Below are 26,663 nucleotides of genomic sequence, written 5' to 3'. Positions count from 1 at the left end.
AGCTTCGGGCCATGGCGTTGAATCGGCCCTTAATTCGCATCTACGTGGCTGAACATACAACGTGTGCGCAGATGAGATGGTCGCAGGGCCGGGGCCTGGGCTAACCTTTCACCATGAATCAACTCCCTTTGCCCGGATTTGCCGAGGTACTGGCAGCAGCAGCGCGGATTGCCAGCCATGCGACCGTCACCCCGGTGCTGCGCTCACGCGCGCTGGATGCACTGTCCGGCGCCAGCCTGCATTTCAAGGCCGAGCACCTGCAGCGCAGCGGTGCATTCAAGTTCCGTGGCGCCTGCAACGCGGTATGGGCATTGGATGTGGAACATGCCCGCCACGGCGTGGTGACGCATTCCTCGGGTAATCATGGTGCCGCGCTGGCCCTGGCGGCGCATTCGCGCGGTATTCCCTGCCACGTGGTTGTGCCCGAAGGCGCGGTGGCGGCGAAGCTGGCCAATATCGAACGCAACCAGGCCACGCTGTGGCGTTGCGCACCCACGCAGGCCGCGCGTGAGGCCGAATGCCTGCGCGTGCAGCGGGAAACCGGCGCCACGCTGGTGCATCCGTACACCGATGCGCTGGTAATCGCCGGCCAGGGCACGGCCGCGCTGGAGCTGATCCGCCAGGCGGCGGCACCGTTGGATGTGCTGGTGGTGCCGGTGGGCGGCGGCGGTTTGGCCGCCGGCAGCCTGCTGGCCATGCAACAGTTGTTGCCGCACTGCGAGCTGGTACTGGCCGAACCGGCCGGTGCTGCCGATACCGCACGTTCGCTGGCCGCAGGTGAGCACCTGATCGATTTTGTTCCCGACACGCTCTGCGATGGCCTGCGCGGCGCACTGGGTGCGCCCAATTTCGGGCTGCTGCGCGATGCGGCGCAGGTGATCAGCGTGGAGGATGCCGATACGGTGGCGGCGATGCGCCTGATCTGGCAGGTGATGAAGCAGACCGTGGAGCCGTCGTCGGCCATCACCCTGGCGGCAGTGCTGGCACAGCCGCAACGCTTTGCCGGGCGCACTGTCGGCCTGGTGTTGTCCGGCGGCAACGTCGACCTGGATGCCTTGCCATGGGGGCAGGCATGAAGGCAGCTGCTGGACGCACGGGCTTGCTGGGCTGGGTGTGGCGCTTGTGTGCATTGGTGTTGTTGTGGCTGTTGGGCGTGGCAGCGTGGATCATCTGGGTGGGCGACCGCGACCAGGCCGCGCCCGCCGACGCCATCATCGTGCTCGGTGCTGCGGCCTATGACGCCAAGCCTTCGCCGGTGTTCGAAGAGCGCATCCGCCACGGACTGGATCTCTACCATCAGGGCTATGCGCCGAAGCTGATTTTCACCGGTGGCTTCGGTGGCGCGGGCGCGCGTTTTTCCGAGTCGCAGGTGGCGCGCCGTTATGCACTCAAGCAGCAGGTGCCGGGCAGGGACATCCTGATCGAAACGCGGTCACGTACCACCCGGCAGAACCTGGTGGAAGCCAAGCAGGTGATGCGCAAGCACGACATGCACAAGGTCATCGTGGTGAGCGATCCGCTGCACATGGCCCGCGCGCTGCGCCTGTCCAAGGAATTGGGGATTGATGCGTTGGCATCGTCCACGCCGAGTACGCGCTTCCGCAGCTTTCATACCAGCTGGCGATTTCTGCTGCAGGAAGTGTATTTCTTCCACCGCGACCTGTTCGTAAAAGGTGCTTGAGCGGCGTAGTCGGGTTGTGGGAGCGGCGTAAGCCGCGAAGCTGGCGCGCTTTCCGATGGATTGTCTGCAAAGCCCCTGCCAAGCATGGCTGGGCACTACGTAGCTGCGTTTTCGTTTGCTCTTGTAGGAGCGGCGTAAGCCGCGAAGCTGATGGCGCTTGGCGACCGATTGGCTTGAGATCTGGTGGTGCAGAAGCTTGGCGGCTGCGCCGCCACCCTCTCCTGCCTTCTGCATCCTCTCCAGCAAGGGGAGAGGAGAAGGTCAAAAGCAGGTGCCAAGCAGCAGCCTGCAGTGGCGACGAGCAGGCTGGCTTTCTGGCTTTTTTGTGGGAGCGGCGTCAGCCGCGAAGCTGATGGCGCTTGGCGACCGATTGGCTTGAAATCTGGTGGGGCAGGAGCTTGGCGGCTGCGCCGCCACCCTCTCCTGCCTTCGGCATCCTCTCCCGCAAGGGGAGAGGAGAAAGTCAAAAGCAGGTGCCAAGCAGCAGCCTGCAGTGGCGACGAGCAGGCTGGCTTTCTGGCTTTTTTGTAGGAGCGGCGTCAGCCGCGAAGCTGATGGCGCTTGGCGATCGATTGGCTTGAAATCTGGTGGGGCAGGAGCTTGGCGGCTTCGCCGCGTCCCCTCTCCTGCCTTCGGCATCCTCTCCCACAAGGGGAGAGGAGAAAATCAACTGCCAAAGCCAAAGCCAACTTCCCCGAATCCTTACTCCGTCGTCTTCCGCCGGATCGGAATCGCCGACAGTGGCACGCTCGCCACGTCGTGTCCCTGCTCACGGATTGGTGCGCCTGGTGCGGGTGCCCAGGCGTGTGCATAGACCACTTCCCAGCTGCTCGGCAGTTTGCCGTCGGCGCGGCGCAGTGGCTCGTAGGCGTCGCGGGCGGCGGCGAAGCGGCTGCGTCCGGTCAGGGTGTGGCGACGGTTGTGCATGGCATTGGTGGCGCCAATCGCCTTGAGCTCACGCATCAGCGTGGGCAGGTCGTCATAGGTGAGGGTGAACATGTCGCGGTCCAGTACCGGATCGCGGAAGCCGGCCATCATCAGGGCATCGCCGAACTGGGCGATCTGCACGAAATGGCTTACGTGCGCGGTGTCATCGGCCTGCGCGAACGCCTGCCGTAGCTCCACCAGCGTGTCATGTGCAAAGGTGGAACAGACCAGCAGGCCGTTGGGCTTGAGCACGCGACGGAAGCCGGCGAATACCGCCGGCAGGTCTTCCACCCACTGCAGGCAGAGGTTGCTGTAGATCACGTCCACACTGTTGTCGGCCAGCGGCAGGGCGCGGGCGTCGGCGCAGATGCGCGAGAATGGGCGCCACCAGCCGGCCTGCTTCTTGGCTTCGGCCAGCATCGGCAGGGCCAGATCCAGCGCGATCACCTGCGCCTTGGGCCAGCGTTTCTTCATTGCTGCGGTGGCGTGGGCCGGGCCGCTGCCCACGTCCAGCACCACCTGCGGTTGCCGGTCTTCCAGGTAGTCCAGCGATTCCAGCAGGCGCTTGGCCACTTCCTGCTGCAGCACGGCGGCGGCACGGTAGCTGCTGGCGGCGCGCGAGAAGGCGCGGCGGACGTGTTTTGGGTCGAACAGAGAAGACATGGCAGTAATTCGGAATTCGGGTTGGGAACGGCGGTGCTTTCAGCCTGCCTGAAGCATGATCGGCCAGGCTGCAGCAATGGCTGCGTAACCGCTCACGCGCAGCCGGCAACAAACTGTTGCAGCAGCCTGGCGACGTGGTCGGCATGGCCCAGGAACGGGGCGTGGCCGCCACCGTCGATGGTGTGTGCGGCATGCAGGCCCGGCGGCGCCAAGGCCGCGGCCTGGTGCATGGCCTTGGACGGCACCAGCCGGTCGCGCTGGCCGCCTATCCACAGGCCGGGTTTGAGCAGGCTGGGCAGGCTGCCGCGCAGGTCGGCGCGCTCCAGCAGGGCCAGGCCTTCGTGCAGGGCGCGTGGCGTCGGCTCACCGCGTTCGACCAGCGCGTCACGTAGGGCGCGCAATTCGCTGCGCGCGTGTTGTGAGCCCATCACGTCCAGCGCGAGGAAGCGCTCCAGCGTGCCGCGGTAGTCCTGCTCCAGATCGCGTCCGAACTGCTCGAACACCTGCGGCTCCACCGCGTCGGGCCAATCGGCATCGCGGACGAAGCGTGGCGTGGCCGCCAGCATCGCCAGCCCGCGCACCTGCGGCAGCGTGGCGGCGCCATGCAGGGCAACCAGCCCGCCCAGCGACCAGCCGCACCACACCGCTGCCGGGGTGGCGCTGGCGATGGCGTTGACCAGATGGGGCAGGCGCAACGGGGTGGCGTCGTCGCGACTGTGGCCGTGGCCGGGCAGGTCGACAACATGCAGTTCGAAATGCGGCGCCAGTCGTTCGACCAGCGGCGCGAAGATACCGCCGTGCAATGCCCAACCGTGGATCAGGACCAGGGCCGGTCCGCTGCCGGTGACGTGGATATGCATGGCGTTACAACCGGTTCTCAGGCAACAGTGTTCAGGGACTTCTGGTACAGCACGACATCGCGGGCCTTGGCGATGGCATCCACCAGCGCCTTGACCTGGTCCAGCGTATGCAGCGCCGACAGGGTCACGCGCAGGCGCGCCTTGCCTTCGGGCACGGTTGGCGGACGGATCGCGCTGACCAGGAAACCGGACTGCTCCAGCGTTGCCGACAAGGCCATCACCGTGGCTTCGTCACCGCACAGCAGCGGCTGGATCGGGGTTTCCGAGGCCATCAGCTCCAGCCCGTTGCGACGCGCGCCTTCGCGGAAGCCGGCGATCAGCTCGGTGAGCTTGTCGCGGCGCCAATGGTCGCGCCGCGCCAGCTTCACCGCGGCTAGCGAGGCGGCGGCCTGTGCAGGGGGCAGGGCGGTGGTGTAGATGTAGGGGCGCGCGGTTTCGGCCAGGTGCTGGATCAGCGATTCTTCGCCCACCACCACCGCGCCATGGCCGCCCAGCGCCTTGCTCAGCGTCAGCAGTTGCAGCGGAACCTCGTTCACGCCCAGGCCGGCATCGGCCACGCAGCCGCGGCCGTGCTCGCCGACCACGCCAATGCCGTGCGCGTCGTCCACATAGAACAACGCCTCCTGCATGCGTGCCACCAGTGCCAGCGAGCGCAGCGGGGCGATGTCGCCATCCATGCTGAAGACACCGTCGGTGGCCAGCATGGCGGCGCCGTCGGCGGTGTTCTTGAGCTGGCGCATGGCGCCTTCGCTGTCCAGGTGCGGGTAGCGGCGCAGGCGGCAACCGGCCAGACGGCTGGCATCGAGCAGGCTGGCGTGGTTGAGCCGGTCCTGCACGCAGATGTCGGTTTCCTCGCTCAGCAGCGCCTGCTGCACGGCCAGGTTGGCCATGAAGCCGCTGTCGAACAGCAGCGCACGCGGATAGCCGAGCCAGTCCGCCATCTCGCGCTCGAGCTGCTCGTGCAGGCTGTGGTGGCCACAGACCAGATGCGAGGCGGTGCTGCCGGCGCCTTCGCGCGCGGCCGCGTCCTGCAGCGCGGCGATCACCTCGAACTGTTGCGACAGGCCGAGGTAGTCGTTGCTGCAGAAGCCGGTCAACCAGCGGCCGTCCAGCTCCAGGCGCACGCCATCACGGCGGCTGATGCTGCGCCGGGTGCGGATGCGGCCTTGGGCAAGCCGCAGTTTGCGCTGGTCTTGGATGCGCTCGTGGATATCAGGACGGGCCATGGCAGTGTTCATGGTCAAACGGGGAGGTAGCGTACCCGGTTGCCTGTAAGAATGCCCAAGCGGCGCCCCCCGCCGGGGAGCGCCGGCCGGGTCAGGCGCTTTGGGCGCAGGCCGGAGCGATATCCAGGTGCACGGTGCCGGGGTGGTCATGTTCCTCGGCATCCACGCTGACCTGCATCGGGCTGATGCCGAGGCGGGCAAACAGGGCCTGGTCGCGCTCGGTGTCCGGGTTGCCGGTGGTCAGCAGTTTTTCGCCATAGAAGATGGAGTTGGCGCCAGCCAGGAAGCACAGCGCCTGCAGCTCGTCACTCATGCTTTCGCGGCCGGCCGACAGCCGCACCATCGAGCGCGGCATGACGATGCGGGCCACCGCGATCATGCGCACGAATTCGAACGGGTCCAGCTCGGCACTGCCATGCAGCGGGGTGCCGGCGACCTGCACCAGGCGGTTGATCGGCACCGAGTCCGGGTGGGCGGGCAGGTTGGCCAGTGCCTGCAGCAGGCCGGCGCGGTGCTCGCGGGTTTCGCCCATGCCGACGATGCCGCCGCAGCAGGTCTTCATGCCGGCGTTGCGCACGTGCTCCAGGGTATCCAGCCGGTCCTGGTACTGGCGGGTGTGGATGATGGAGTCGTAATAGTCCGGCGCGGTATCCAGGTTGTGGTTGTAGTAGTCCAGCCCGGCGTCCTTCAGTGCCTGCGCCTGGTGGCCTTCGAGCATGCCCAGGGTGGCGCAGGTCTCCAGGCCCAGCGACTTCACCTCGCGGATCATCGCCGCGACCTTGGGGATGTCGCGGTCCTTGGGCGAGCGCCAGGCCGCGCCCATGCAGAAGCGCGAGGCGCCGGCCTGCTTGGCGGCGCGGGCGCGGGCCACCACGCTGTCGGTGTCCATCAGCTTCTGTGCGTCCACGCCGGTGTCGTAGCGCTGTGCCTGTGGGCAGTAGGCGCAGTCTTCCGGGCAGCCGCCGGTCTTGACCGAAAGCAGGGTGGAGACCTGTACCTGCGCCGGATCGAAATGCTGGCGGTGCACGCTCGCGGCCAGGTGCAGCAGCTCGGGGAAGGGCAGTTCGAGCAGGGACAGCAGCTCTTCGCGCTTCCAGTCGTGGCGGAGGACAGTGGACATCGGTGTTACCTGACAGATGGGGCGATGGAAGCGGCGCAGTCTGGTCAGCATGGGCATTGCTGTCAACCATCACATGAAAGATTGGGTTTACAGGCTTGGGGGCCGCTTGTCGGGGCTGCTGTTCCCGCCGCGCTGCCTGGTATGCGCCGAGCCGGGGCTGCCGGGGCGGGACCTGTGCCTGGCCTGTAGCACCGGCCTGCCATGGCTGTGGGCTGCCTGCCGGCGTTGTGCATTGCCGCTGCCCGGCGCCGATGCCGATGCCCTGTGTGGCTCCTGCCAGCGCTCGTCCTCGCCACTGCAGGCGGTGCGGGCGGCGTTCGTGTACGGCGCGCCGGTTGACGGCCTGCTGCTGCGCTTCAAGTTTCACCATGATCTCAGTGCCGGGCGTTTGCTGTCGGCGCTGCTGGTCGATGCCGTGGCCAGCGCGGAGCGGCCGCAGGCCATCGTGCCGGTGCCGCTGCACCTGTCGCGGCTGCGCCAGCGCGGTTATGACCAGGCCTGGGAGCTGGCCAGGCCGGTGGCGCGCGCGCTGCAGTTGCCCTTGTGCCGGGGCCTGCAGCGGCGCCATTCAACCCAGCCGCAATCGGAGCTGGATGCGGTGCAGCGCCGGCGCAACCTGCGGGGTGCCTTCAGCGCGGTGGGGGTGTTGCCGGCGCATGTGGTGCTGCTGGATGACGTGATGACAACCGGCGCTACCCTGCATGCGGCCGCGCTCACCCTGCACCGCGCAGGCGTGCAGCGGGTGGATGCCTGGGTCTGCGCACGGGTGCCGTGATTTCGCGGTACACGGCCTGTACGTCAGGTTGCACAGCGGGGTTGAAACCGCGCCGGGTGGCGCTACATGTCATTGGCACAGTTATGGGCCTAGACTGGACCCAAGGCGTTTACAACTAGTCAACATGAGGAGACAGACATGGGTGCATCCCCCGGATTTCCTGCTGGTTCGTTGTTTGGCACGGTGGCGCGCAACTGGTGGGTATTGTTGCTGTTCGGCCTGTTCGCGGTGATCTTCGGCGTACTGGCGGTGATGGCGCCGGTGCGCACCGCCGCAGTATTGGCGTGGTGGCTGGGCATCATGGCGATTGTCGAAGGCGTGGTCGTACTGATCTCGGCCTTCAAAGGCTCGGCGCCGGTATCGCGCGGCTGGGCGATTTTCTATGCGCTGGTGTCGATCGCATTCGGCGTGTTGGCGGTGATCAACCCGCTGGCCACGGCAAGTGTGCTGTTGCTGTTCCTGGCCGCATGGCTGGTGGTGGGCGGCATCTATCGGATCGTGTTCGCCATCCGCGTACGCAAGCAGATCAGCGGCGAGTGGCTGCTGATCCTCAGCGGTTTGCTGGCAGTGGCCCTGGGCGTGATGTTCGCCCTCAACCCGCTGGCCGGGCTGGCGGTGACCTCGCTGTGGATCGGCGTGCTGGCGCTGATGTACGGCGTGCTGCAGATAATCGCTGCCTTCCGCCTGCGCTCGCTGGGCAAAACCATCGGCGCGGTCTGAGGCTGCTTGTAGGAGCGGCGTCAGCCGCGAAGCAGATAGTCCATCAGATCCAGGGAGGGCTGCGCCATCCGACATTGTGGGCTTCGCGGCTTACGCCGCTCCTACAACGGGACAACGGCACAGCAACAAAAAACGGCCCGCATTGCGGGCCGTTTTTTTTAATCCAGATACTGGCTGGCAACGATGCCGGCGAACAGCACCGCACCGACCCAGTTGTTGTGCAGGAAGGCCTTGAAGCAGGGCTCGCGCTCGCGGTCGCGGCATATCCAGAACTCGTAGATCACCAGCGCCATCGCCACGCCGATGCTGGCCCAGTAGGCCCAGCCCAGCCCCGCGCGCTGCCCGACCAGGGCCATCGCGGCGAAGAAGAGTGCGTACAGGATGCCCTGGATGACCAGGTCCAGATCGCCAAACAGGATGGCGGTGGAATGCGAGCCAACCTTCAGGTCATCGTCGCGGTCGACCATGGCGTACCAGGTGTCGTAGGCGGTGGACCAGAGGATGTTGGCGGCATACAGCACCCAGCCCAGCGGTGGGATCTCGCCCTGGATGGCGGCAAACGCCATCGGGATGCCCCAGCCGAAGGCCATGCCCAGATAGACCTGCGGCAGGTGGGTGTAGCGTTTCAGGTAGGGGTAGCTGGCAGCCAGGAACACGCCGATGAAGCTCAGGCCGATGGTCAGGCCGTTCAGCGTCAGCACCAGTGCGAACGCGGCCAGCATCAGCCCGGCGAACAGCATCAGCGCCGCCCGGCCGGAGATCGCGCCGGTGGCCAACGGGCGATCCCTGGTGCGTTTGACGTGCGGATCCAGCCAGCGGTCGGCGTAATCGTTGATCACGCAACCGGCCGAGCGGGTCAGCCACACGCCGGCGCTGAACACGAACAGTATCCACAGCGGCGGCAGGCCGTCGGCAGCCAGCCACAGCGCCCACCAGGTGGGCCACAGCAGCAGCAAGGTGCCGATCGGGCGGTCGGCGCGCATCAATTTCCAATAGTGCCCGAACCGCGAGGTGGTGCCTGCGGTGGGCGGTGCATGTGGGAGACGGCTCATGCGTAAAGGTTACCAGCTGGCCGGAATTTTCCGCCCACCCGCAGTGATCTGCCGATGGGGGCAGACCTGCGGGCGCTTTTGCCGTTAGAATGCGCGTCCGCCCAGCCAAGCCGTGCGGTAGACAATGCGCCCGTAGCTCAGCCGGATAGAGTAGTGGCTTCCGAAGCCATTGGTCGGGGGTTCGAATCCCTCCGGGCGCGCCAGATTGAAGTCCGAGCATGTCTCAGGATGTCCAAAACCCCAGAGAAATCTGGGGTTTTTCTTTATCCGTAGTCCAATCAGGTCCGGGGGCATCTATTGCAATCCGGGTCATCCGGGGGCAACTTCGGGGGCATCCCGACCCCCGAAATACGGACATGCCCCCAATGGCCCTGACTGACATCCAAGTACGTAAAGCCAAACCTGCCGAGAAGCCCCAGCGACTCTTCGATGGCGGAGGGCTATACCTCGAGGTCAGCCCTTCGGGTGGCAAGCTGTGGCGGTGGAAGTATCGCGTTGCTGGAAAGGAAAAGCGGCTGGCCTTGGGTTCATACCCCGAGGTGAGCTTGGCTGAAGCCCGTGAGAAGCACATGGCGGCACGAAAGACCTTGGCTAACGGCATTGACCCTGGCGAGCAGCGGAAGCTCGAAAAGCTGGTTCGCAGCGGAGGCTCTGAGAACAGCTTTGGCGCGATTGCGCTGGAGCTTCTCGCTATGCGAACCAAGAAGAACGCGAAATCTACGGCTGTAAGGAACGGAAGGATCATTGAGAAGGATCTCAATCCTTACATTGGCGATAGGCCGATCAATGAAATTTCCGCCGTCGAACTGCTCGCAGTGCTGCGAAAGATGGAGAAGAGGGGGGCGGTGGAGACGGCGCATCGAGCGCGTGGCATTGCAGGAATGGTTTTCCGGTACGCAATCGCTACAGGTAGGGCAGAGCGAAATCCTGCTGTGGACCTGATCGGCGCGTTGGAAGCGCCTCAGACGAAGCACTTCGCTAGCTTGACGGAGCCATCCGCGGTTGCGCCGCTTCTACGTGCCATTTGGGGGTACGAAGGTAGTGCCATAGTAACCGCCGCGTTGAAGCTCTCGCCCTTGCTATTTCCTCGCCCCGGCGAGCTGCGTAGCGCACGCTGGGCAGATATCGACCTTGATGCAGCGGAGTGGAGGTATGTCGCTACCAAGACCGACACACCCCACATTGTTCCGTTGTCCAAGCAAGCAATTGAAGTTCTCACTGAGCTGCGCCCTCTCACCGGACGAGGCCAGTACGTTTTCCCGAGCCTTCATGGCAAAGGACGTCCGATGAGCGAGAACACGATAAACGCGGCCATACGCCGGATGGGGTTTGACTCAAAAACCATGACGGGGCATGGGTTCCGTGCAATGGCGCGGACTATTCTTGATGAGATACTAGGGTTCCGCCCCGACTACATCGAGCATCAACTTGCTCATGCGGTTCGTGATCCCAATGGACGTGCCTACAACCGCACTGCTCACTTGGGCGAGCGCCGCAAGATGATGCAGGAATGGGCAGACTATTTGGACAAGCTGCGAGCTTAGAAGAAAGATCTGTGCCCAATGCCGCGTTGCGCAACTCGACCAGTGGTCTGTCGGAGTTTTAGATGATTGTTTTTGTTCGGTTGGTCAATGAGGGCGTCGAAGTGTTCCGCCCGGTGGATGCTAAGCGAATCTCCGATCACGTGTTTGAAATCATTGATGAGTGGCAGGATCTGGACGAGGTTTGGGAATTCACTCGTGGTGATCGTGTGCTCTGTGCTGACCATACCTTCCAGGATGGATCGCAAGGTCTCCTTGCAGTTTCAGAATTCCAATCCTCGCCAACCAACTGATAAGTCTGTCTCTCGGTGCGCCTGATGAAGGGGCTTGTCCAAAGTCTTGTGTGAATGGGTTGACCAGTCACTGACCTACGGTTCGATGTCCCGTGACAGTTGTAGTAGCGCGCTAGCGACATTCCCCGCCTGCTGGACTTCCTCCTTGCGCTCAGGGAGTTCTCTCGTCAGTGTTTGCCAAGGCTGATGCCCCAGAAGCCTTGACGCGATTCGAAGTTGAGGGGATGGCATAGTGCTTCTTGGCGCGGTGGAATAGATACTCATCCAAACAGCTGTTTCCGCATCGGCAAGAGTTGGCGATGTGCGCGGATTCACAATAAAGAAAACCCGTAGCCAATGCCTGCTCTAGATGCCACGTTGTCCGAAAATCGGGGTTGATCTGGCGGCCGCTCCAGCGAGGCCGCCCAGCACGTTTGCTAGGATTGGGTGCTCAAGAAGTTTGGCCAGCCTGGATTCTGCGTCTACCTTTTGGTCCTCGGTTCCGCTTGAGGCCTCGATCGCATGGGCGAGCGTTTGGGCTGAATTCACGACGTTCTGAGTGTTGTGGTTGCCAATTTGGATGGAGTGCGAGCGCGACTGAAGTGAGGGGGAGTGCCAATCTTGAGTTGAAAGTGTGGCGCAATGCCACCGATGCCGACGTCATAGAAGGTGGCGTTCTGGATGTAGGAACGCTCAGCTTTACCGCTTGAAAGCGCTCGGGTCACGTAGTCGCCAGAGTCCACGTCTGCGGTCGGGTCCTTCAAGATTACGGTGGTTCCTGCAAAGGTGGCTTGGTAGGGGCCTTTCACTTCCCCAGACTGCTTTTCGATGAAAGCTTCCTACATCTTGCCGATCGTGACGTTGAGCTCCTTTTTCTGTTGTTGAGAGTTGGGATCACATGAACAGTCGGTAGGGATAACTATTTCCAGGAAGATCTTGGACGTTGGAGATGGTCCTAGCGAGCTTCTGGGAGTAGCGGATGCTGACAGGCACTGGGTCGTAGAGCGCGTCGTTGTTCCAGTCCATCTTCGTCAGCGCCAGCGTTTCGTGAGCGATCGTTTCTAGCGGCCCAGTTCCCGCGTGACGGGTCAGCAGGAGTGGTCGGGGAATGCTCTTCCCGCCCTGGTAGTAGTCTGACTTGCTTGAGACATCTGGAACATTGCCAGCGGCCCAGAGAAGAGCAGACGTGCCAGACCGGGGAACAAAAGTGCCTCGCGGCACCGGGTATCTGGCGGGTCGGGTGGGCGCGGTGCCGCCAGAGGATTTGACCAACCATACGCCCCGCCAAGTCGGTCTGGAGCTGATCTCAATGCACTCTACCTCGGGGACGGCGGTCAACGCATCGCGAGCACCCAGAACTTCGTCTTCCTTGAACGCATTGCTCTTGTGAATGACCATTCGCCGGGGAAGAATGCCTCCATTGCGCTGTTGGTAGATCGACAGACTGCGGGCAATGACCGCTCGCATGTCTTCTCGTGATAAGAAAGGATTCCTTCGTGCTTCGCGCACGTCCTTGACGGGATCTTTGGCTTCGAACGCCACAAACTGCATGCCGCCCCCGTCCATGTCGAACACCTGCGAGCAGCAGGTGACAAAGTGGGTTTCGTCGTTGACCTTCTTCAGCGCGTATGCCAAACCGATGTAGGCAGTATCCGCAGGCACTCCCGCCAGAGGGGCGAGCTTCCAAGGAATGCCTCCGGCTTTGACATAGAGCGCGATCGACAGTCTCCAAGCCAGCTGAGCTCTGTTTGAGAAGCTGAAGGTCCGGTCGTTGACCACTTGGGTTGGGATGCCGTGCTTTGCTCCCAATGCTTTGAGGACATCGTGCGCGTCAAAACCGTCCCCGGCCGTGTGAGGAAGCCACGCTTCTGGGAGATGAACCAGGACCACATCAAACTGCTCATGTCTTGCGCTTAGTTGCGAGAGGGCTGCATCGAAGGCGGTCACGAGGCGCTGCTGAGGTGGTCCCGATCCTGGAAGATCGTTGATGGCGTCGGGCCAACGGATGTGGTTGGCCTTGTCAGAGGAAGCCAAGTCCACGCCGAAGACGCTGGCGAAGCCTGGGAAATCTGGGGCGTAGCCGCTTCTATCGCTGGCTGCATGTTGCTCCTTCAGCGATGCCATAAGCGCCCCTCGAGTCCTGAACGTACTTGCCGGGCCCACTGTGGCAATGCGAACGGTGGGCGTGAACTGGCTGAATGTCTGGGACGAGAAGGGGCCATAGTGCGCCAGCCCGCGAAGGGGGTGGACGTCTCGACACCCGGAGTGCTCAGGAGAAAAGGCCAGCTCCGGTTCCGAAAGCAAGGACAGCGGCGGTAGCTGCGAGCGAGAAACATCTACCATCACTGTCTCCGGTCAAAGTATTTGTCTTGATGTCCAGGGCGACTGAAGCCGGTGAGCGGTGAAATGCGAAAAGCCGCGTCGACTCCCTCTTGATCTTCGATTCCGAACGCTTGAAAGGTTATCCCCCGTGGAGACGTGAGCAAGCTCGCCCACGCCTCGATGATGTTGGCCCAAGCGCCGTTGTATTTGGTGGCCCACAGCTCTCTTCTCCAGTCAGCAGTCGGATCTGGCCGGCGCTGCGACGACCAAGCCAGAGGGTCGCTCTCGGCTGCGTCTGAAGGAGCAGTCCGCTCATCACGCGGCACCTCCACGGCGGTGTAGGGGTCAAACGTGCACCACCAGCGTCCCTCAATCTCCTCGAGCCGAATCGAAATGGCTTCGTTGTAGTTGCGACCAAACTTGGTCCCCGTGAGCTCGCTTCCGTAGGCGACTCTGAGCTTGGATAATTGGCTTTCGCGGCGATGTCGCTGCTCGTCGGTTTCGCCGTCTCTCGCGCTGGCAACAAAAAGGGAGTGCCCAGAACGTTTCAGTCTGGGAATCAGCGGTCGCCGCCGAGCCAAAGCACGCAGAAGGGCATCGTAGATGAGTCCTAGCGCCCAACTTTCTTGGATGGGATCCAGTGCCCAATGCCCGTTTAGCACTGGCTTCAGGCTGTGCAATGACGCGAGGATCTCAGCGTCTTTGCCGAAGGCTGCGAGCTCGTTTCCAACCATTGCCACCGCTGCCCGGCACTTGCTGGCCTTGAGCATTTCCCGCACCTCAAAAATGGAGGATGGATGACCCAGGGTCATTTTTCTGGCTGTGGTGGGGAGACTCTCCACGAGCAACGCGGAGAGGCGCAGCACGGGGAACTTCCGGGCTTCCGCCGTGCGCACGGGGATGGGGGCTGCGAGCTGGACAGGCTGGAACGATAGAACATGGTCCAGCAGCGGGGCTGGAAGGCTGATTTGATTGAGCAGGTCGCCGGCCAATTCGTCGAACGTGGCGGACTCGATGATGAAGACATTGACGCCCGCAAAGGCAGCCTTTTTCAGGAAATCACTCACAGTTGGTAGGAGCTTGGAGCGGGAAGACGCGCACCAATAGAGACCGCTGGGGAAGGGGTTCTCGTAGGTCAGGACGGACTCAAGTGCCTCCATCACGGAGGAATCGCGGCCGCTGTAGCCAACGACGACCAGACCGAATCGCTTGCAGGCTTCAACCATGGCCCGGCGCAGGTCATGGTCTTGGGAAGCCAGCTCGCTTGTGGTGTTCTTCAGGGATGTTGAACGGTAGTCGCCATGAAGCTTGGTGATGAGGGGCCAATCAGACTCATCCAGACAGCGCGTAGCCAGGTTGGCAGAGTCTAGAGTCGCAACCGTCGGCTTGGCTGCGGTGCCAGGAGACATTAGCGATGCCGCCAGTAGGCTGGATTCTTCAATTAGGGAATCAAAGTTCGTCGTAAAGACGCATGGGGTCTTTGCGGCCGTTATTAGACCGGCCAGCATCCGGTGCCCAAAACAGGGTGTCCCTTTGCTGATGGCGTCATCGATGTATTGCCGTCGATGAGTCTCTTGCGGATAAATCGCCTCGAACGCGGCCGCATACTCGGTTGGATCGTTCGGAGGCGGAAGTAGAGGGGTGCGAGAGAAGAACTCGTCGATGCGCTGAACCCATAGTGGATCACTCGGATCCACGTTGCGGCGAGGGAATCGGGTCTCTTGGCAGTAGAGCCTGGACTTGAAGTCCAGGATCATGTCATAGCCGGTCGGAATGCCCGAGGCCGCAGAGGCGCCGGCACCGAGAAGCCATGCATGGAGCTCGGGTCGGAGGCTGAAAGTAGTTGCGAACTTAGATGCAGAAATAACCTGGATGGATTTCGTCATCAGGCAGCTGAACGTAACCAAGTGATTAAGTTAACCCAATGCTACTACTGCTGTTGGCTCGTCTCCTAGTCTTAAGAGACTGGAGATGATTTCATTCACGCTGTGCGTGTTGGGGCGGGAGCGTGTGCAGATTTTTTGTGGACGGTATTTTGAGTCGCCCTCGAGCTCGTACGTGGCCGCCATTCGGGGATGTCGGCTCTTGGCCGCGGGACATTAAGCGACCCAAAGTGGACACTTGTGCGGTTGCCTATCCTACCGCTGAGTTCGGTTAAACACTGGCTTGTTGGCCGGATCCAGCTACCCTAAGAACGAGTCGCACCACGGGGGATCAACTAAGTGGTGGTTTATGGATAAGTAGTATAAACGGATCCGTTCACACAAAAATCTGCCTGCGCTGTGGGAAGGGACTTCCGTATACACGACTTGGAAAGCATCTCATCCGAACGAGAAGTTACAAGCGTTTCTTGGGTGAGAAGGTAGAAGCCCCGCAATGCGGGGCTTCTGAAGTTGGTGCCAATGAAGCGCTAACTCACTTTGGCTTCTTGGTGCCGTAGGGAGCCTGATTGGTGGGCTTCAGCGAGATACCCGCCTTACTCGCCTGGCCGTAGATTGCCTCGGGCGAGCGCCCCATTTTCAGGCCAATGACCCGGGTGGGGGTGTTCCCTGATGCAAGGTCTTTGAGTTCCTTGACCTGCGCAGGGGTCCAGGGCTGGCCGGAGTTGGAGGGCTTCTTGGTCATTGCTTTTTCCTCAGCCGAGGTCGGCTAATTGGCTGTTGCCCCAGTCATGTGTTAAAGGGCGCGGCCGCGTTACAATTGAACCCTGGGCAAGGGAATCCCTGCTCAGGGCACTTGAGGGTGCCCACCATGACTCCCGATCAGTCTGGCCTGAGAAACGAGGCTGATCGGGGGTCTTTTTTCACGGCATCCGCCGGGCGAACTGGCGACGAATGCCGATCACTGTTGTCTTAAGCATGGTTCCTCCTTGGCATGTGCTGGGCATCACTTCGCTACGTTCTTGGGTTTGCTCTTCCGTGCCTTCACCTTCGTAGGGGCTGATTCAGTTGTGGCATCGGTCGGTAGCGGTGGAGGTGGCGGTGGGAGGCTCGGAGGCCCATTCACTTTTGCTGCCTCCTGAGTCCAGTGAGCGCGAATTGCGTCTATCTCACTGAGCCCCCCGACCTCGGACAGTCGATCCCAGAAGCGGCCATAGAGCACGTCTTGGATCTTTCCATTTGATCTCATCCATTCAACGGCAGAGTTTGGATTCGTTAGCAGAACGTAGTGGAAATCACCTGCCGGTCCGGCTTTTGCCACGATTAGCTGCAGTTCCTGCAGCCGCTTCATGCGCCGTCGCCAGGTGTCTACTGCCCGCGGTCCGGTGAAGCCTGCTTCTGCGGCGAACGTGATCGGATTGTCGATTACAAGAACCGGGTGATCTGGCGCTCGCGCCCAAAGGCAAAAAAGAACATGGCCGGGTGGCTGGCCTTTAGATTGTTCGTCCGCTGCCTGCATGGCAATCGGCAGCGTCCTCGGTACAGTTGAAAAGCCATTGTTCTTCTTGCGATTCCATATCCAGGCGTCATCCACTCCAGCGAAGTGGATTTGCCGTTGATGCTCGGCGCGCTCCGACATCTTTGCGCGCCGTGCCACTGCTTGCTTCATCGTGGACATCGAGCAATTCCCTATCAACTGGTGGCCAATTTGCGTCTTCAGGCTCCGAAGAGCAAGGGAACTAGACGCGCGTAATTGGGCGGTTTAGATAGCTGAAGGTTACGGCAGGTGTGCCGTACATGCAGTATCCAGCGAATTACGAGTTGTTGATATGCGCGTTTCCGCGCATTTTTCTTGATAATTACTATTAATATCAATTGTCTACCCCTGCCGAGGTGTGCTCTCCGTCCTCGCGTACTCTGCGTACTCAGTGTACTCGTCGTCCTCCCGGGGTTCTCCAAGGGGCGCTTGGGCTCATTGGCGGGACTCAATCGTCTTCAGGCAGTTGCGCCTTTGCTTAGACGGCGAACTGCTCCGCACTCACTACCTAGAGGGCTCGGTGACGCTTTGGTCGCTCTGCGGAGTTACGCTCAAGAGAGCGTGCGCAGGCTTTTGTGTACACGGCGCTTTGAGTCGCCCTCCGTTTTGTACACGGCCAGCATTCCGGAGCATGTCCGCTACTGGCCGGAAGCGAACGCGCACTTCTGTTCATTTCCTCATCGATATGACAACGGCGGCTTACGACCCTTCGGCTCGAGGCTAGTTATGTTCAGGCGGTGCAGCGGATTGTGTACAGTAACAATCCGCCTAGTATCGAGCTTTACTGGGGGGCGACCCCGACTAAGGGGCGTAAGTGGCACAACCAAAATCCCAGGGGCGTCCATCAAATGGTTTGGCGGGAGAAAAGACTATGTCGATAGTGAGTTTTCTTTCAGGTGAATTTTTTCTACGGAACAGCCCCAACGGCGGCACGGCTGTACTGTTGCGGTCGCTGTGGGTGACATCACTAATTTGTATGCTCGTGCTCCCGATCAAGTCGTACTTTGCGGCCGGTACGGAGCTTGTTTTTTCTGCAGCTCAGCTCAAGGTCGAGATTGGGCAAATGATTCCATGGTTTGGTGCCGTCTTTGCCGGTGCGTACGCGGCGTTTTACACCAGGTTCGCAGCACAGTGGGGCTATCTGGCAGCGCTGTACAACCAGATGATGGCAACTATTGCTTCCGCACCGCCGGGGCAATTCCCGAACGAAGCATTCATTAGTTGGAATGCCGCATTTATAGAGGACGCTCAAGACTTGCATCTTGCTCGGAAGTCAATGTTTGCGTCGGTCATCAGAGAGCTGCTGCAGAATCCGCACGTTGTTCGGGTCTTTCTAGATTCCACTCAGGGCGGCCCCAACCGGCTTCGTGACCTAGAGCGCCAGCTCAATTGCATCGCGGTGGCTCCTGCAGAGTTCGACTTTCGCACGACACAGTCGGTGCAGCGTGCAGTTGAAAGTGCGGCGACTTCCCATCCCGAAATATGATGCGCTTGGGATGAATCTCCTTTAGCGGTTCGGCTTGGTTGGAGTGTCGCGGATTTTTGCTTCTGGCCGGGAGTTGCCCTTCGGCGTGTCGAGCTTGAGTGTTGGGCCTCATCGAGAAGCTGCCTTTGATTGAAACTTATTTCAGACCCTTAGTACTACGTTGAAGCAGGATCCTCCTGCTTTGCGTGTGCGCCCCGCATTGGCGTATCGCTTCGAGTACTAAGCATGAAAGATAAATCCGAGTTCCTCTACTGCGTCTTCATTGTGGCTGCGGCCATCTTGTCGGCCGTAGCCCGTTGTTCGTTCACCCGCCCCGACCAGTTCGGCCGCGATTCCTACGACTAAATCAACAATCTAGATAGACCCGCAAGGCCCGGCACTGTCCGGGCCTTGTGCGTTATGACGTCTATGAAAGGAGACCGAGATGCATCACGTTGAAACCATGGCCTATGCAGGCCAAGTTCCATGGCATGGCATCGGAAGCCAGTTGGCCCCAGGCCAGTCCATCGAAGTATGGCGCGAACGCGCTGGCATGAACTGGTCCTTGGAGGAGGCTGAAGTGCGATTCGCCGCCGAGGCCGAAGATCAGTATCCGGTGCGGGCATTCCCCGGGCAAAAGGTGCTTTATCGCTCTGACACGAAGCGACCGCTGGCCGTGGTGTCCAAGCGCTATCAAGTAGTTCAGCCGCGGGAGATCCTGGAGTTCTACCGCGACCTGACGCGCTACAGCGGTTTCGAGCTGGAAACGGCAGGCGTGCTTCGTGGAGGGCGGAAGTTCTGGGCATTGGCCCGTACTGGGCAGGGTGTAGCCCTAAAGGGACAGGATCAGGTCAATGGCTACCTTCTTCTGGCTACGGCCTGTGACGGGACGCTGGCTACCACCGCCCAGTTCACCTCAGTTCGCGTGGTGTGTAACAACACCCTCCAGATCGCTGTTGGGGATCGAACCGGAGCCATCAAGGTCCCGCATCGCAGTGCTTTCGATGCTGACAGGGTCAAAAGCCAGCTGGGTATCGCTGTTGAGGGCTGGCATGGCTTCGTGGAGCGGATGCGGATCCTCTGTGAGACACCTGTGAACCCTGATTCGGTCGATGGGGTTCTGCGGAATTTGCTTACGTATCCGGCTGCTCAGAATGGGAAGCCTGTAGTGAATGAGCAGGCTGTTGCCAAGGTGCGGGCGCTGTATGACGGGCAGGGTAGGGGAGCTAGCTTGAAGACCAGCAAGGGCACCGCCTTCGGTCTCCTAAACAGCATCACTGAATTCGTGGACCATCATCGGCGGGCACAGAGTACGGAGAACCGCTTGGATGCGGCTTGGTTCGGCCAAGGAGCATTGCTAAAGCAGAAGGCTTGGAAGGAACTGCTAGGGGAAGCCGCATGAACGTCTCGCCGCACAAGCAGCGCCTGGAAAAGCTACCTGGCGGTTTGAACGAACGTGACAGTTCCGTCCTTTCCCAAGCATTGGAAATTCTTGAGAGCAGAGCAATGGTCAGTGGCCTTCTATTGGGAGATCCGGATGTTGCCGAAAGGTTTTTCCGTCTGCGTCTAGGGCATGAGATCCGCGAGCACTTCGAGGTGGCGTTCCTCGATGCCCGTAACCGCCTGATCGCCGTAGAACGGCTGTTCTCAGGCTCTATAGATGGTGCTGAGATCCATCCGCGGATTCTCGTTCAACGTGCCTTGGCCCTGAACGCGGCGGCGGTCCTGCTGGCTCACAACCACCCCAGCGGGCATTGCGAGCCATCAGAAGCGGATCGAGCCATCACCAGGCGATTGAAGGAAGTACTGGCGATGGTGGAGGTGAGGGTCGTCGACCATCTTGTGGTGTCGGCGAGCCAAGGCACCTCGATGGCTCAGCTCGGGCAGATCTAAGGCCCGGATACCTAGGAGAACAGCATGAAGGAAACAGATATGTCCTGGTCAATGACCAGGGCAGCGCTGGCTCGTGCCAAAGCGGCTGATCTAGACCGACAGGCACGGGAGGTAGAGCGCTCAGCTACCGACGGAAACTGGCGCACGAAGGCGCGGGCTAGAGAGGCTGCGGAACGTCTACGGCGAATGGCAGGCCGATACTTGGTGAAGGCCCTGAAACTAGAAGAAGGGCTAGATGCCCGGCTTACCCAAGATCTCTTCGAGTAGTGCCTTCCGGCGTACTGCTGGAAGGCTAGCAAGAGCGGCCAAGGCCTGAGCGAGACGAGCCTGCTGTACTTCGCTTTCATCACCTATCAAAAGGATAGCGTCTGCCATAGCTGCCGATGACGCCAGCAAATACGCGGCCGGCACTTGAAGAGCGTCAGCCAACGAAAATAGTGATTCCAAGCTTATGGCCATGGACTCGCTCTCGTAGCGGCTTATGCGTGCCGAGGCAGTGTCCTTATCAAGTCCCATTCGAACTCCGACTTCGCGTTGGCTAAGCCCTCGAAGCAGTCGGGCTTGGCGCAGGCGCGCAGCCACTACGCCTCGGGGTTCGAGGGCAGGGCCGGCCATTAGCAGGAGGTGACCGATGTAGTCATACCAACAGGATGACGGATGATCTACGCCCCGGGTAGACTCTACGTATCACGTAAGTTTATTGCAAGCCTTGAACGTAGCTCTGTGTTCGCTACTGGCGTTGTGGGGAATCGAGCAGTCATGTTGAGGAAGGAAGAAGTGGGAGAGCTATGGCCATGGATATAGCCGGCACAACGAATGGAGGCACATCGATGGCTCATCCTCAGGAGAGGGCCTGATGGCGGATGAAAACCACTACGAAGTCCTCGGGGTACGCCCCGGGGCACCCCTCTGGGAGATAGAACTGGCTTATAAGGGCCGGCGGAGTCAGTACCACCCTGATCGCTACGCAGCAGGAGACGAGGCTGCCGTGGCATGGGCGACGGCCAAGATGCAGGCCATCAACAAGGCCTATGCCGTCCTCAAAGACCCGGCCGAACGGGAGCGATTTGACCGCTCCCGAGCCCCAGCCAGACCCAGCCCCGAGCCAGAGGCTCCACAAACCAAGGCTCCAGAGCCTCCCCCTCTCCGCTCGCTTCGGCAGGCCCTGGAGGGACTCGAGTTCAGCAATGAGCCCTTTGAACGCGTGTTCGTGGCTCCGGATATTCCAAAGAAGAAGCTCCAGGCAGCCTTGGACAGCTACGGGGAGAGGCTGCGGGCCCAGGACGTTGTCGTGCTCATCGACGACACCGTCTTCGGCGGTGCCAGGGAGGGCGTTCTCATCACCGAAACCCAGATTCGGTGCAAGGCCAAGTTCGAGCAGGCTGAGATCCGGTTACTGGGTTGTCTGACGGAGATCACCGCCCACGGTGCGCACATCCGAATCCATGGCGAGCCCTTCATCACATTGAGTGTTCCCAACGCCGATGACCTGCGACGGCTGTTCAGAGCCGTCAGCCACTACCTGCAAGAAGCCAACTGATCTCAACTAATAGGGGAATTACATGAAGTACCTGATAGGCCTATACGGCGTGACCGTGCTGATCGCGGCCATATGTTTCGATATCTGGGGGCGCTATGCCTACAAGGGGTTCTTCTACAACCTCGGGCAAGGCCTTGTCTGGCCCGTAGTGGTCTTCCCGTCATTCGGAAAGCTGATCGGCGGCGTGGTTTGGATCGTGGTGATCTTTGCCCTGCTCGTCCTGGTGAAGAGGCGATAAGCATGGGATCAAGAATCCGAAAGATGCTCACCGTTGCTCTCATTCCGCTGGCGCTGTGCGCTTGTACCAGCGAGCTGGACAAGGTCCGAGGCCAGTTCATAGACAACTGCATGAGCAGCGGCGCACCGAAGTCCAACTGCAGGTGCGCCATCGACAAGCTGCAGGACCACTACGGCGAGCAGGGCCTGGTGGCCATCAAAAGACAGGGTTACCCACCGTCCGACTTCGCCGAGCAGCTGTTCGTTGCTGCGGGCCAGTGTCGGAACCCGTGATATCGCCTGACGTCCTGCCTTCGAAGTAGGCCGCCGACGGTGTCACTCGTTACCTCTGACGACCGAATGTCGGCCGCCCGAACATACAGACAAGGAATTCCATGAAAAGTATCAATTACGTTGCAGCCATGCTGGCTGCGCTTCTTCTTGGTGGCTGCAGCAAACCAGTTCTGGACTGGCGCAACGCAGAGCTGAGTAACGGCAAGATCTATGAATCCGGCTCCAATGAACCCTTTGACGGACGGGTGACCGGTGTACCGCACAAGCAGCTCGAACCGCTCCTGGGCTCTCTGAGAACCATCCTTCAGAACCTCAATACCAATCAGACCACCAGCATGACCGCACTGCTGGGCAACTTGAACTATGTCTGCGATGTGGATGTGGAAGAAGGATTGGTAGGCGGCCAGTACATCTGCCGCTATCCGCAGTCACAGGTCGTCGCCTACGAAGGCAAGCGGACTGACGGCGGTCTGGATGGCGAGACCGTGTTCCATACGAAGACAGGGAGTCCTGGCGTCATCCTGACGATGCAGAACGGGCGCGTGGAAGGGCCGATCAAGATCTACTTCGCCGAGAAGCCTGGACAGCTCTCCTACCAGGCCACGGCTGTGAACAACGGTCTGGAAGGAGAAGCGATCAGCTACTACTTGAACGGCCAGGTCAAGGTAAAGGCCAACTTCAAAGGCAGCGTGCCTGTAGGGCTGTGGGAAGCCTACTGGGAGGAGAACGGAGCCGTCTCGGAGCGGGGCCTGTACGAGGGTGGAAAGCTGGTCTCACAGACGCACTATCTGCAAGACGGCACCGAATACCTGACCGAACCGGAGATGTGGGCGCTTCATCGTTCAATTTCGCAAAGCGATGATTTCGCTCTGACGCCCAAGCAGGAAGTTCTGCTTACAGAGGCGGAGAAACGATACAACGCAGTACGCCTGCTGACGCCGGCCCAGCGCGAAGCGAAGTACCAGGCGGAGCAGGAGAGCATCCGGGCCGACAAGATCGCTCGCGGACTGGATCCGGACTGCTGGGTCTGTGACGGATCGGACAAAAGAAACTGACGGGGTAAAGAGGGTACATAGCGGGCGTGCCGATGCACGCCCGCTGCGTGCGCGTGTTTTGATTTTTGCCAAAGGATCTCAGGAGAGACGATGAAGAAGGTAGGTATGTTGGTAGGCGCCGTGTGGGCCGTACTGGCGCTGGTGGGCTGCAAGAAGGAATCGACCCTCACCCAGGCAGGTGACATCAACCTTGCTGGATGCGAAGTGCCGGCAGGTTTGACGCCCGTGCAGGCAGAAGCGGTTAGCTGCGCACCTGCGCAAGCTGAGCCGCAGATCACAGCGGAGCCCTCTGCAGCTGCTCCGGTGGAGAGTGTCATCAATGATGCACTGGCTCGAGATGCTTTCATCTTCAATCAGTCAGAGGAAGACGTCGAAGCTAGGCGCTTCGCAGAGGGTGACCTCAATGGCGACGGTCTCAGTGACAAGGCCGTGCTGTTCGTACTGCAGGCCACTGATGGCGGTAACGGTTACGCCACGCACCTGGCGGTCTTCCTCAAAGAAGGTAATGGTTTGACGTATGCGGACTCACTGCCTGTGTCAGGGTATGGGGAGGGAGTTCAGGAGTTCGCAGTGCAGGGCGGGATGGTTGTCATGAAGATCCTGGTACAGGGACCGGGTGATGCCACCTGCTGTCCCTCGGTGGAGAAGAATGTGAGCTACGTTCTTCATACCGGGAAGTTGATTGAGGCTAAGCCTGTCACTGCAGCGTACTGATTGAACTACTGCTCGGAGCAGGATGAGTAGTTTCTTACTCCTAGGTGCATAAGGTATGAGAGAAGCCGGCTATTAGTACTTACATGACTCCCCCCAATGACGTGCACTACATGCAATAGAAGGGAGGGGGGGAAGCAGAGCGCGCACTTACCGTTTCTCCAAACTCATCAGGCTAAGTAGCTTTCAAGCCATCCCACAGAGGCCAGTGACCAACGTCACTGGCCTTTTCATTCCCGACATAGAGGTTAATCATGAAGATCTTCCATTTACAGCTAAAGACTGGCGCAAAGGGCAAAGCCGTAGGGCATAGCGACTACATACGTCGCGAAGGAAGGTATCGGTCACGGGAGGACTTGGTCGACGTTGGATATGGGAATTTACCTTCTTGGGCAGAGGGTAGTGTTCGAGCGTTCTGGGCCGCAGCGGATGCACACGAGCGCATGAATGGTGCCGCGTACAGGGAGTTCATCATTGCGCTCCCAAATGAGCTTGTCGGCAGCAGGTCGAGGGACCTAGTGCACGATCTCACTTGTTACCTGGCAGGTACGAAGCCCTATCAGTTCGCGGTCCATGCACCCGAGGCATCCCTCGAAGGGGGGATCAACTTGCACCTGCACTTGATGATTTCAGATCGCATGCCGGATGGGATCGATCGACCGGCGTCGCAGATGTTCCGCAGGTACAACCCTGACAGGCCTGAAGCGGGCGGACGCAGGAAGGATGCGTGCGGAAGAACCAACGTGCAGGTCAGTGAGAGCGTGATTGAAAGCCGTTACATGGTTGCGAAGATCATCAACGAGCACTTGGAACGCAATGGCATTGCGGAACGTGTTGATCACCGGACACTGAAAGAGCAGGGCATCGAACGCCGTGCCGAGCGTCACTTGGGAGCATTCCGGATTCGGGGGATGTCCGGAGACGAGCGGCTAGCCTACGTGACGGCCAGGCAAGCCATGCGCGGGCGAGGGGAGCTTTGAGAATGGTGGGGCGGGAGCCCGGAAAACCGTGCGACTTTGCCCCAACGGGGGCATTGTCGCATCGTGTGCACGCCCATTTTGTGTGAAAGTCCGAGGCCGCTCCGCACTGGTGGTCACCAGAATAAAGAAAGGCCGCCCCATGAGGGGCGGCCTTTACTGTGCGGACGACTGAGGTCAGAGCGCCCCGGGGCGATCAAAGAAGTTGGGGTTGAACTCAATCACGAGCTTGCCACGTCCGTAGCGGCGTTCAGGTACTACGCGGATGACATCCTCCTCCTCCAGTAGGTCCAGTGCGGCAACAAAGCGTGACTGATGGCGAACAGGGCCATCCTTGCGAATGTCATTGCGGTAGGCCCACTTACGACAGCGGACCCAGTACTTCGTGCGCATGTACTCCATCAAGGCCCGGGCGTCCTTCTCGTCCTGCGGAAGATCATTGTGGTCGCCGAACTTCTCGCGGAACTCATCGTGATAGAAGCCCGTGACGTTGATGGCGCGCTGCAGCGTCGCACGCTCGATCACCTCACCTTCGATACCCTCAAAGTGGTGGAAGATGCCGGCGATACGGCTGGCGATCTCCATGGTCTTGGAGGCTGCATCACGGATGCTGTGGTAGGCGCGGCCCTTTGCGAGCTGCGGTTCGATCATGTCGTAGGTCTCCTTCCACAGTGCCTTGGCATCGGTCGAGAAGCGCAGCACCTTCTTGCTGTAGTTGCCATTGGCATGGCGCTGGTCTCGGGCTTCCAAGAGCGCGGTCATGCGCTTGTGGAAGGCCAGGACGTTAGCGCCGTGCACCGGCTCTTCGTTGGTCAGCTCAGTGGCAGCACGGTAGCCCTGGGTCGACTCGGGATGGCAGAACACGAAGCGGGCGAGGAAGCCAGATGCACGCGCCGTGCTGTTCTTCGTCTTCAGAAAGTCCTGGAACAGGTCCTCCTGGATCATGAAGCTGAGCGTCAAGCGCGGATCCGTGACCTGGACCACCTCGTCGGCGCGGTCAAGCATGATCATTGAGGGGGCATCCCACAGCTTGTTCAGGGTTGCCGAGTTGCGGAATGCACCGCTCTTCAGGAGCGTTGCACCCTCATCGCTGAGCATGGCGATGGACTTGCCATCTCCCTGCACCGCATTGATCAGGCCGCGCTCGGTTGCGTCCTGCACAATCATGCGATTGCATGCCGGCTTCACAGGTTCGGCTGCCCTGTGCATCGCAAAGCGCTGACGCAACTCGGTGGTGTCATTACCCTTTGCGAGGGTGCTGGTAATCAGGCGATTGATCGCCTTGCTCTCGACCTCCCAGAAGCCGTGATCGACTTCGTACTGCTCCGCCGCAGCCTTGTACGCATTGGCATACGAGCGCTCGTAGTCGTAGATCGGCTTCATGACAAGCTTGTCCGTGGCCGTCTTGCGCTCGCCCGAGTCGGCAACCGTTGCCAGATACAGAGCACAGGGCGTCGTGGTTGCATGCGGAAGCATGACATCGACGTCGGACTGGCATGCGATCGACATGCCAGTCAGGAACGAAGTGGCAACCAGGGCATCCGGTGCCTGGATGGCCTCCATGGTCTCCTCAATGGCCAGGGCCACGGACTTGTAAAACTCGTTCACCGGGAACGGATAGGTGGGGATACGCTTGTTCATTAGAGTGCCTTGTCGGTGCTGGAGGTGTGGGTGGTGGCGGCCTGCGCTGCCATGAGTTCCTTGAAACGGGCGGGGTGCAGCTTCAGGCCCTGGGTTTCCAGCACCTCCAGGATCGCCTTCTGGCTCACCTGCTTGTTCAGCAGTTCCACGATGGTCGGGTACAGCAATGCGAACAGCTGCGCCTTCTGGTGCTGCTGCTTGGGCTGCAGTGCTTTCAGTGCATCGGTGCAGCGGCCGGCCTGCTCCAGCAGGCGGTCATCGGCATGCGCGACGGGGTTGTTGTCCGAATTCATCT

27 protein-coding genes and 1 tRNA gene are annotated in these 26,663 nt (G+C 60.7%); 16 read left to right on the top strand and 12 right to left on the bottom strand.

Translation table 11 applies throughout. The features are described from left to right. Window positions 1-113: 113 nt before the first annotated feature. Window positions 114-1,076 (top strand): pyridoxal-phosphate dependent enzyme, encoded by a 963-nt coding sequence (locus BCV67_RS08430; RefSeq protein WP_062171222.1) that lies wholly within the window; start codon window positions 114-116, stop codon window positions 1,074-1,076. Further along, complete coding sequence (locus BCV67_RS08425) at window positions 1,061-1,681, top strand: YdcF family protein (RefSeq protein WP_062171224.1); 621 nt, start codon at window positions 1,061-1,063, stop codon at window positions 1,679-1,681. The genes BCV67_RS08430 and BCV67_RS08425 overlap by 16 nt, the downstream gene beginning before the upstream one ends. A 702-nt stretch (window positions 1,682-2,383) precedes the next feature. Here the strand turns inward: BCV67_RS08425 and bioC are convergent. From bioC to bioB, 4 genes are all read right to left on the bottom strand, one after another. Then, window positions 2,384-3,271: a malonyl-ACP O-methyltransferase BioC gene (gene bioC, locus BCV67_RS08420; RefSeq protein WP_062171226.1), complete on the bottom strand. Its 888-nt coding sequence runs from the start codon at window positions 3,269-3,271 to the stop codon at window positions 2,384-2,386. Window positions 3,272-3,363: 92 nt separating this feature from the next. Next, window positions 3,364-4,131: a pimeloyl-ACP methyl ester esterase BioH gene (gene bioH / locus BCV67_RS08415; RefSeq protein ID WP_062171228.1), complete on the bottom strand. Its 768-nt coding sequence runs from the start codon at window positions 4,129-4,131 to the stop codon at window positions 3,364-3,366. 17 nt (window positions 4,132-4,148) lie between these two features. Continuing rightward, entirely contained in the window at window positions 4,149-5,357 is a 1,209-nt protein-coding gene (gene bioF, locus BCV67_RS08410) for an 8-amino-7-oxononanoate synthase (RefSeq protein ID WP_065868083.1), read from the bottom strand. Window positions 5,358-5,448: 91 nt separating this feature from the next. Further along, window positions 5,449-6,477 carry a biotin synthase BioB gene (gene bioB, locus BCV67_RS08405; protein ID WP_062171230.1) on the bottom strand — a complete coding sequence of 343 codons (1,029 nt, stop codon included), beginning with the start codon at window positions 6,475-6,477 and terminating at the stop codon, window positions 5,449-5,451. A 49-nt stretch (window positions 6,478-6,526) separates the two neighbouring features. On the opposite strand from bioB, the gene BCV67_RS08400 reads away from it, so the two are divergent. Both BCV67_RS08400 and BCV67_RS08395 read left to right on the top strand, forming a co-directional pair. After that, on the top strand, window positions 6,527-7,252 hold the full coding sequence (locus BCV67_RS08400; RefSeq protein ID WP_062171233.1) for a ComF family protein: 726 nt from the start codon (window positions 6,527-6,529) through the stop codon (window positions 7,250-7,252). Window positions 7,253-7,390: 138 nt separating this feature from the next. Next, the gene (locus BCV67_RS08395) at window positions 7,391-7,972 is read left to right on the top strand and encodes an HdeD family acid-resistance protein (RefSeq protein ID WP_062171234.1); all 582 of its coding nucleotides are present in this window, start codon (window positions 7,391-7,393) and stop codon (window positions 7,970-7,972) included. A 158-nt stretch (window positions 7,973-8,130) separates the two neighbouring features. On the opposite strand, the gene ubiA is transcribed toward BCV67_RS08395, so the two are convergent. Then, entirely contained in the window at window positions 8,131-9,024 is an 894-nt protein-coding gene (gene ubiA, locus BCV67_RS08390; protein ID WP_062171236.1) for a 4-hydroxybenzoate octaprenyltransferase, read from the bottom strand. A 126-nt stretch (window positions 9,025-9,150) separates the two neighbouring features. Here ubiA and BCV67_RS08385 point away from each other — a divergent pair. From BCV67_RS08385 to BCV67_RS20030, 3 genes are all read left to right on the top strand, one after another. Next, a tRNA-Arg gene (locus BCV67_RS08385) sits at window positions 9,151-9,227 on the top strand. 162 nt (window positions 9,228-9,389) lie between these two features. Further along, on the top strand, window positions 9,390-10,568 hold the full coding sequence (locus BCV67_RS08380; protein WP_062171238.1) for a tyrosine-type recombinase/integrase: 1,179 nt from the start codon (window positions 9,390-9,392) through the stop codon (window positions 10,566-10,568). A 62-nt stretch (window positions 10,569-10,630) separates the two neighbouring features. Next, window positions 10,631-10,858, top strand: a complete 228-nt coding sequence (locus tag BCV67_RS20030; RefSeq protein WP_156455933.1) for a hypothetical protein — start codon at window positions 10,631-10,633, stop codon at window positions 10,856-10,858. Between the two features lie 873 nt (window positions 10,859-11,731). On the opposite strand, the gene BCV67_RS08370 is transcribed toward BCV67_RS20030, so the two are convergent. From BCV67_RS08370 to BCV67_RS19530, 4 genes are all read right to left on the bottom strand, one after another. Beyond that, on the bottom strand, window positions 11,732-12,961 hold the full coding sequence (locus tag BCV67_RS08370) for an argonaute/piwi family protein (protein ID WP_231732420.1): 1,230 nt from the start codon (window positions 12,959-12,961) through the stop codon (window positions 11,732-11,734). 218 nt (window positions 12,962-13,179) lie between these two features. Then, the gene (locus BCV67_RS08365; protein WP_231732421.1) at window positions 13,180-15,045 is read right to left on the bottom strand and encodes an SIR2 family protein; all 1,866 of its coding nucleotides are present in this window, start codon (window positions 15,043-15,045) and stop codon (window positions 13,180-13,182) included. A gap of 529 nt (window positions 15,046-15,574) precedes the next feature. Further along, a complete protein-coding gene (locus BCV67_RS08360; RefSeq protein ID WP_062171244.1) occupies window positions 15,575-15,784 on the bottom strand; it encodes a hypothetical protein in 210 nt (69 codons plus the stop codon). 261 nt (window positions 15,785-16,045) lie between these two features. After that, the gene (locus BCV67_RS19530) at window positions 16,046-16,717 is read right to left on the bottom strand and encodes a hypothetical protein (protein ID WP_156455934.1); all 672 of its coding nucleotides are present in this window, start codon (window positions 16,715-16,717) and stop codon (window positions 16,046-16,048) included. Window positions 16,718-17,447: 730 nt separating this feature from the next. On the opposite strand from BCV67_RS19530, the gene BCV67_RS08355 reads away from it, so the two are divergent. The 3 genes from BCV67_RS08355 (at window position 17,448) to BCV67_RS08345 (ending at window position 19,934) form a co-directional block, all read left to right on the top strand. After that, entirely contained in the window at window positions 17,448-18,062 is a 615-nt protein-coding gene (locus tag BCV67_RS08355) for a hypothetical protein (RefSeq protein ID WP_156455935.1), read from the top strand. A 424-nt stretch (window positions 18,063-18,486) separates the two neighbouring features. Further along, window positions 18,487-19,443 (top strand): DUF932 domain-containing protein, encoded by a 957-nt coding sequence (locus BCV67_RS08350; protein ID WP_062171248.1) that lies wholly within the window; start codon window positions 18,487-18,489, stop codon window positions 19,441-19,443. Next, window positions 19,440-19,934 carry a JAB domain-containing protein gene (locus BCV67_RS08345; RefSeq protein ID WP_062171250.1) on the top strand — a complete coding sequence of 165 codons (495 nt, stop codon included), beginning with the start codon at window positions 19,440-19,442 and terminating at the stop codon, window positions 19,932-19,934. Before BCV67_RS08350 ends, BCV67_RS08345 begins: the two co-directional genes overlap by 4 nt. A 231-nt stretch (window positions 19,935-20,165) precedes the next feature. Here BCV67_RS08345 and BCV67_RS08340 read toward each other — a convergent pair whose 3' ends face one another. Continuing rightward, window positions 20,166-20,549, bottom strand: a complete 384-nt coding sequence (locus BCV67_RS08340) for a helix-turn-helix domain-containing protein (protein ID WP_062171252.1) — start codon at window positions 20,547-20,549, stop codon at window positions 20,166-20,168. 241 nt (window positions 20,550-20,790) lie between these two features. Here BCV67_RS08340 and BCV67_RS08335 point away from each other — a divergent pair, with 241 nt between their 5' ends. From BCV67_RS08335 to BCV67_RS08310, 6 genes are all read left to right on the top strand, one after another. Continuing rightward, window positions 20,791-21,474: a J domain-containing protein gene (locus BCV67_RS08335; RefSeq protein ID WP_062171253.1), complete on the top strand. Its 684-nt coding sequence runs from the start codon at window positions 20,791-20,793 to the stop codon at window positions 21,472-21,474. Window positions 21,475-21,496: 22 nt separating this feature from the next. Next, window positions 21,497-21,712 (top strand): hypothetical protein, encoded by a 216-nt coding sequence (locus BCV67_RS08330; protein WP_062168854.1) that lies wholly within the window; start codon window positions 21,497-21,499, stop codon window positions 21,710-21,712. Window positions 21,713-21,735: 23 nt separating this feature from the next. Beyond that, entirely contained in the window at window positions 21,736-21,984 is a 249-nt protein-coding gene (locus BCV67_RS08325; protein WP_231732422.1) for a hypothetical protein, read from the top strand. A gap of 101 nt (window positions 21,985-22,085) precedes the next feature. Beyond that, window positions 22,086-23,039, top strand: coding sequence for a toxin-antitoxin system YwqK family antitoxin (locus BCV67_RS08320; RefSeq protein ID WP_062171257.1), 954 nt, complete (start codon window positions 22,086-22,088; stop codon window positions 23,037-23,039). A gap of 90 nt (window positions 23,040-23,129) precedes the next feature. Then, window positions 23,130-23,753, top strand: a complete 624-nt coding sequence (locus BCV67_RS08315) for a hypothetical protein (protein WP_062171259.1) — start codon at window positions 23,130-23,132, stop codon at window positions 23,751-23,753. 251 nt (window positions 23,754-24,004) lie between these two features. Further along, complete coding sequence (locus BCV67_RS08310) at window positions 24,005-24,730, top strand: MobA/MobL family protein (RefSeq protein ID WP_062171262.1); 726 nt, start codon at window positions 24,005-24,007, stop codon at window positions 24,728-24,730. A gap of 174 nt (window positions 24,731-24,904) precedes the next feature. Here BCV67_RS08310 and BCV67_RS08305 read toward each other — a convergent pair whose 3' ends face one another. Together BCV67_RS08305 and BCV67_RS08300 are read right to left on the bottom strand one after the other, a co-directional pair. Beyond that, complete coding sequence (locus tag BCV67_RS08305; protein ID WP_062171263.1) at window positions 24,905-26,368, bottom strand: YfjI family protein; 1,464 nt, start codon at window positions 26,366-26,368, stop codon at window positions 24,905-24,907. Further along, entirely contained in the window at window positions 26,368-26,661 is a 294-nt protein-coding gene (locus BCV67_RS08300) for a hypothetical protein (RefSeq protein WP_062171265.1), read from the bottom strand. Before BCV67_RS08300 ends, BCV67_RS08305 begins: the two co-directional genes overlap by 1 nt. Window positions 26,662-26,663: the final 2 nt, after the last annotated feature.

The sequence above is a fragment of the Stenotrophomonas nitritireducens genome (assembly GCF_001700965.1).
Lineage (GTDB): Bacteria > Pseudomonadota > Gammaproteobacteria > Xanthomonadales > Xanthomonadaceae > Stenotrophomonas > Stenotrophomonas nitritireducens_A.
This window is presented reverse-complemented; position numbering and strand designations above follow the sequence as displayed.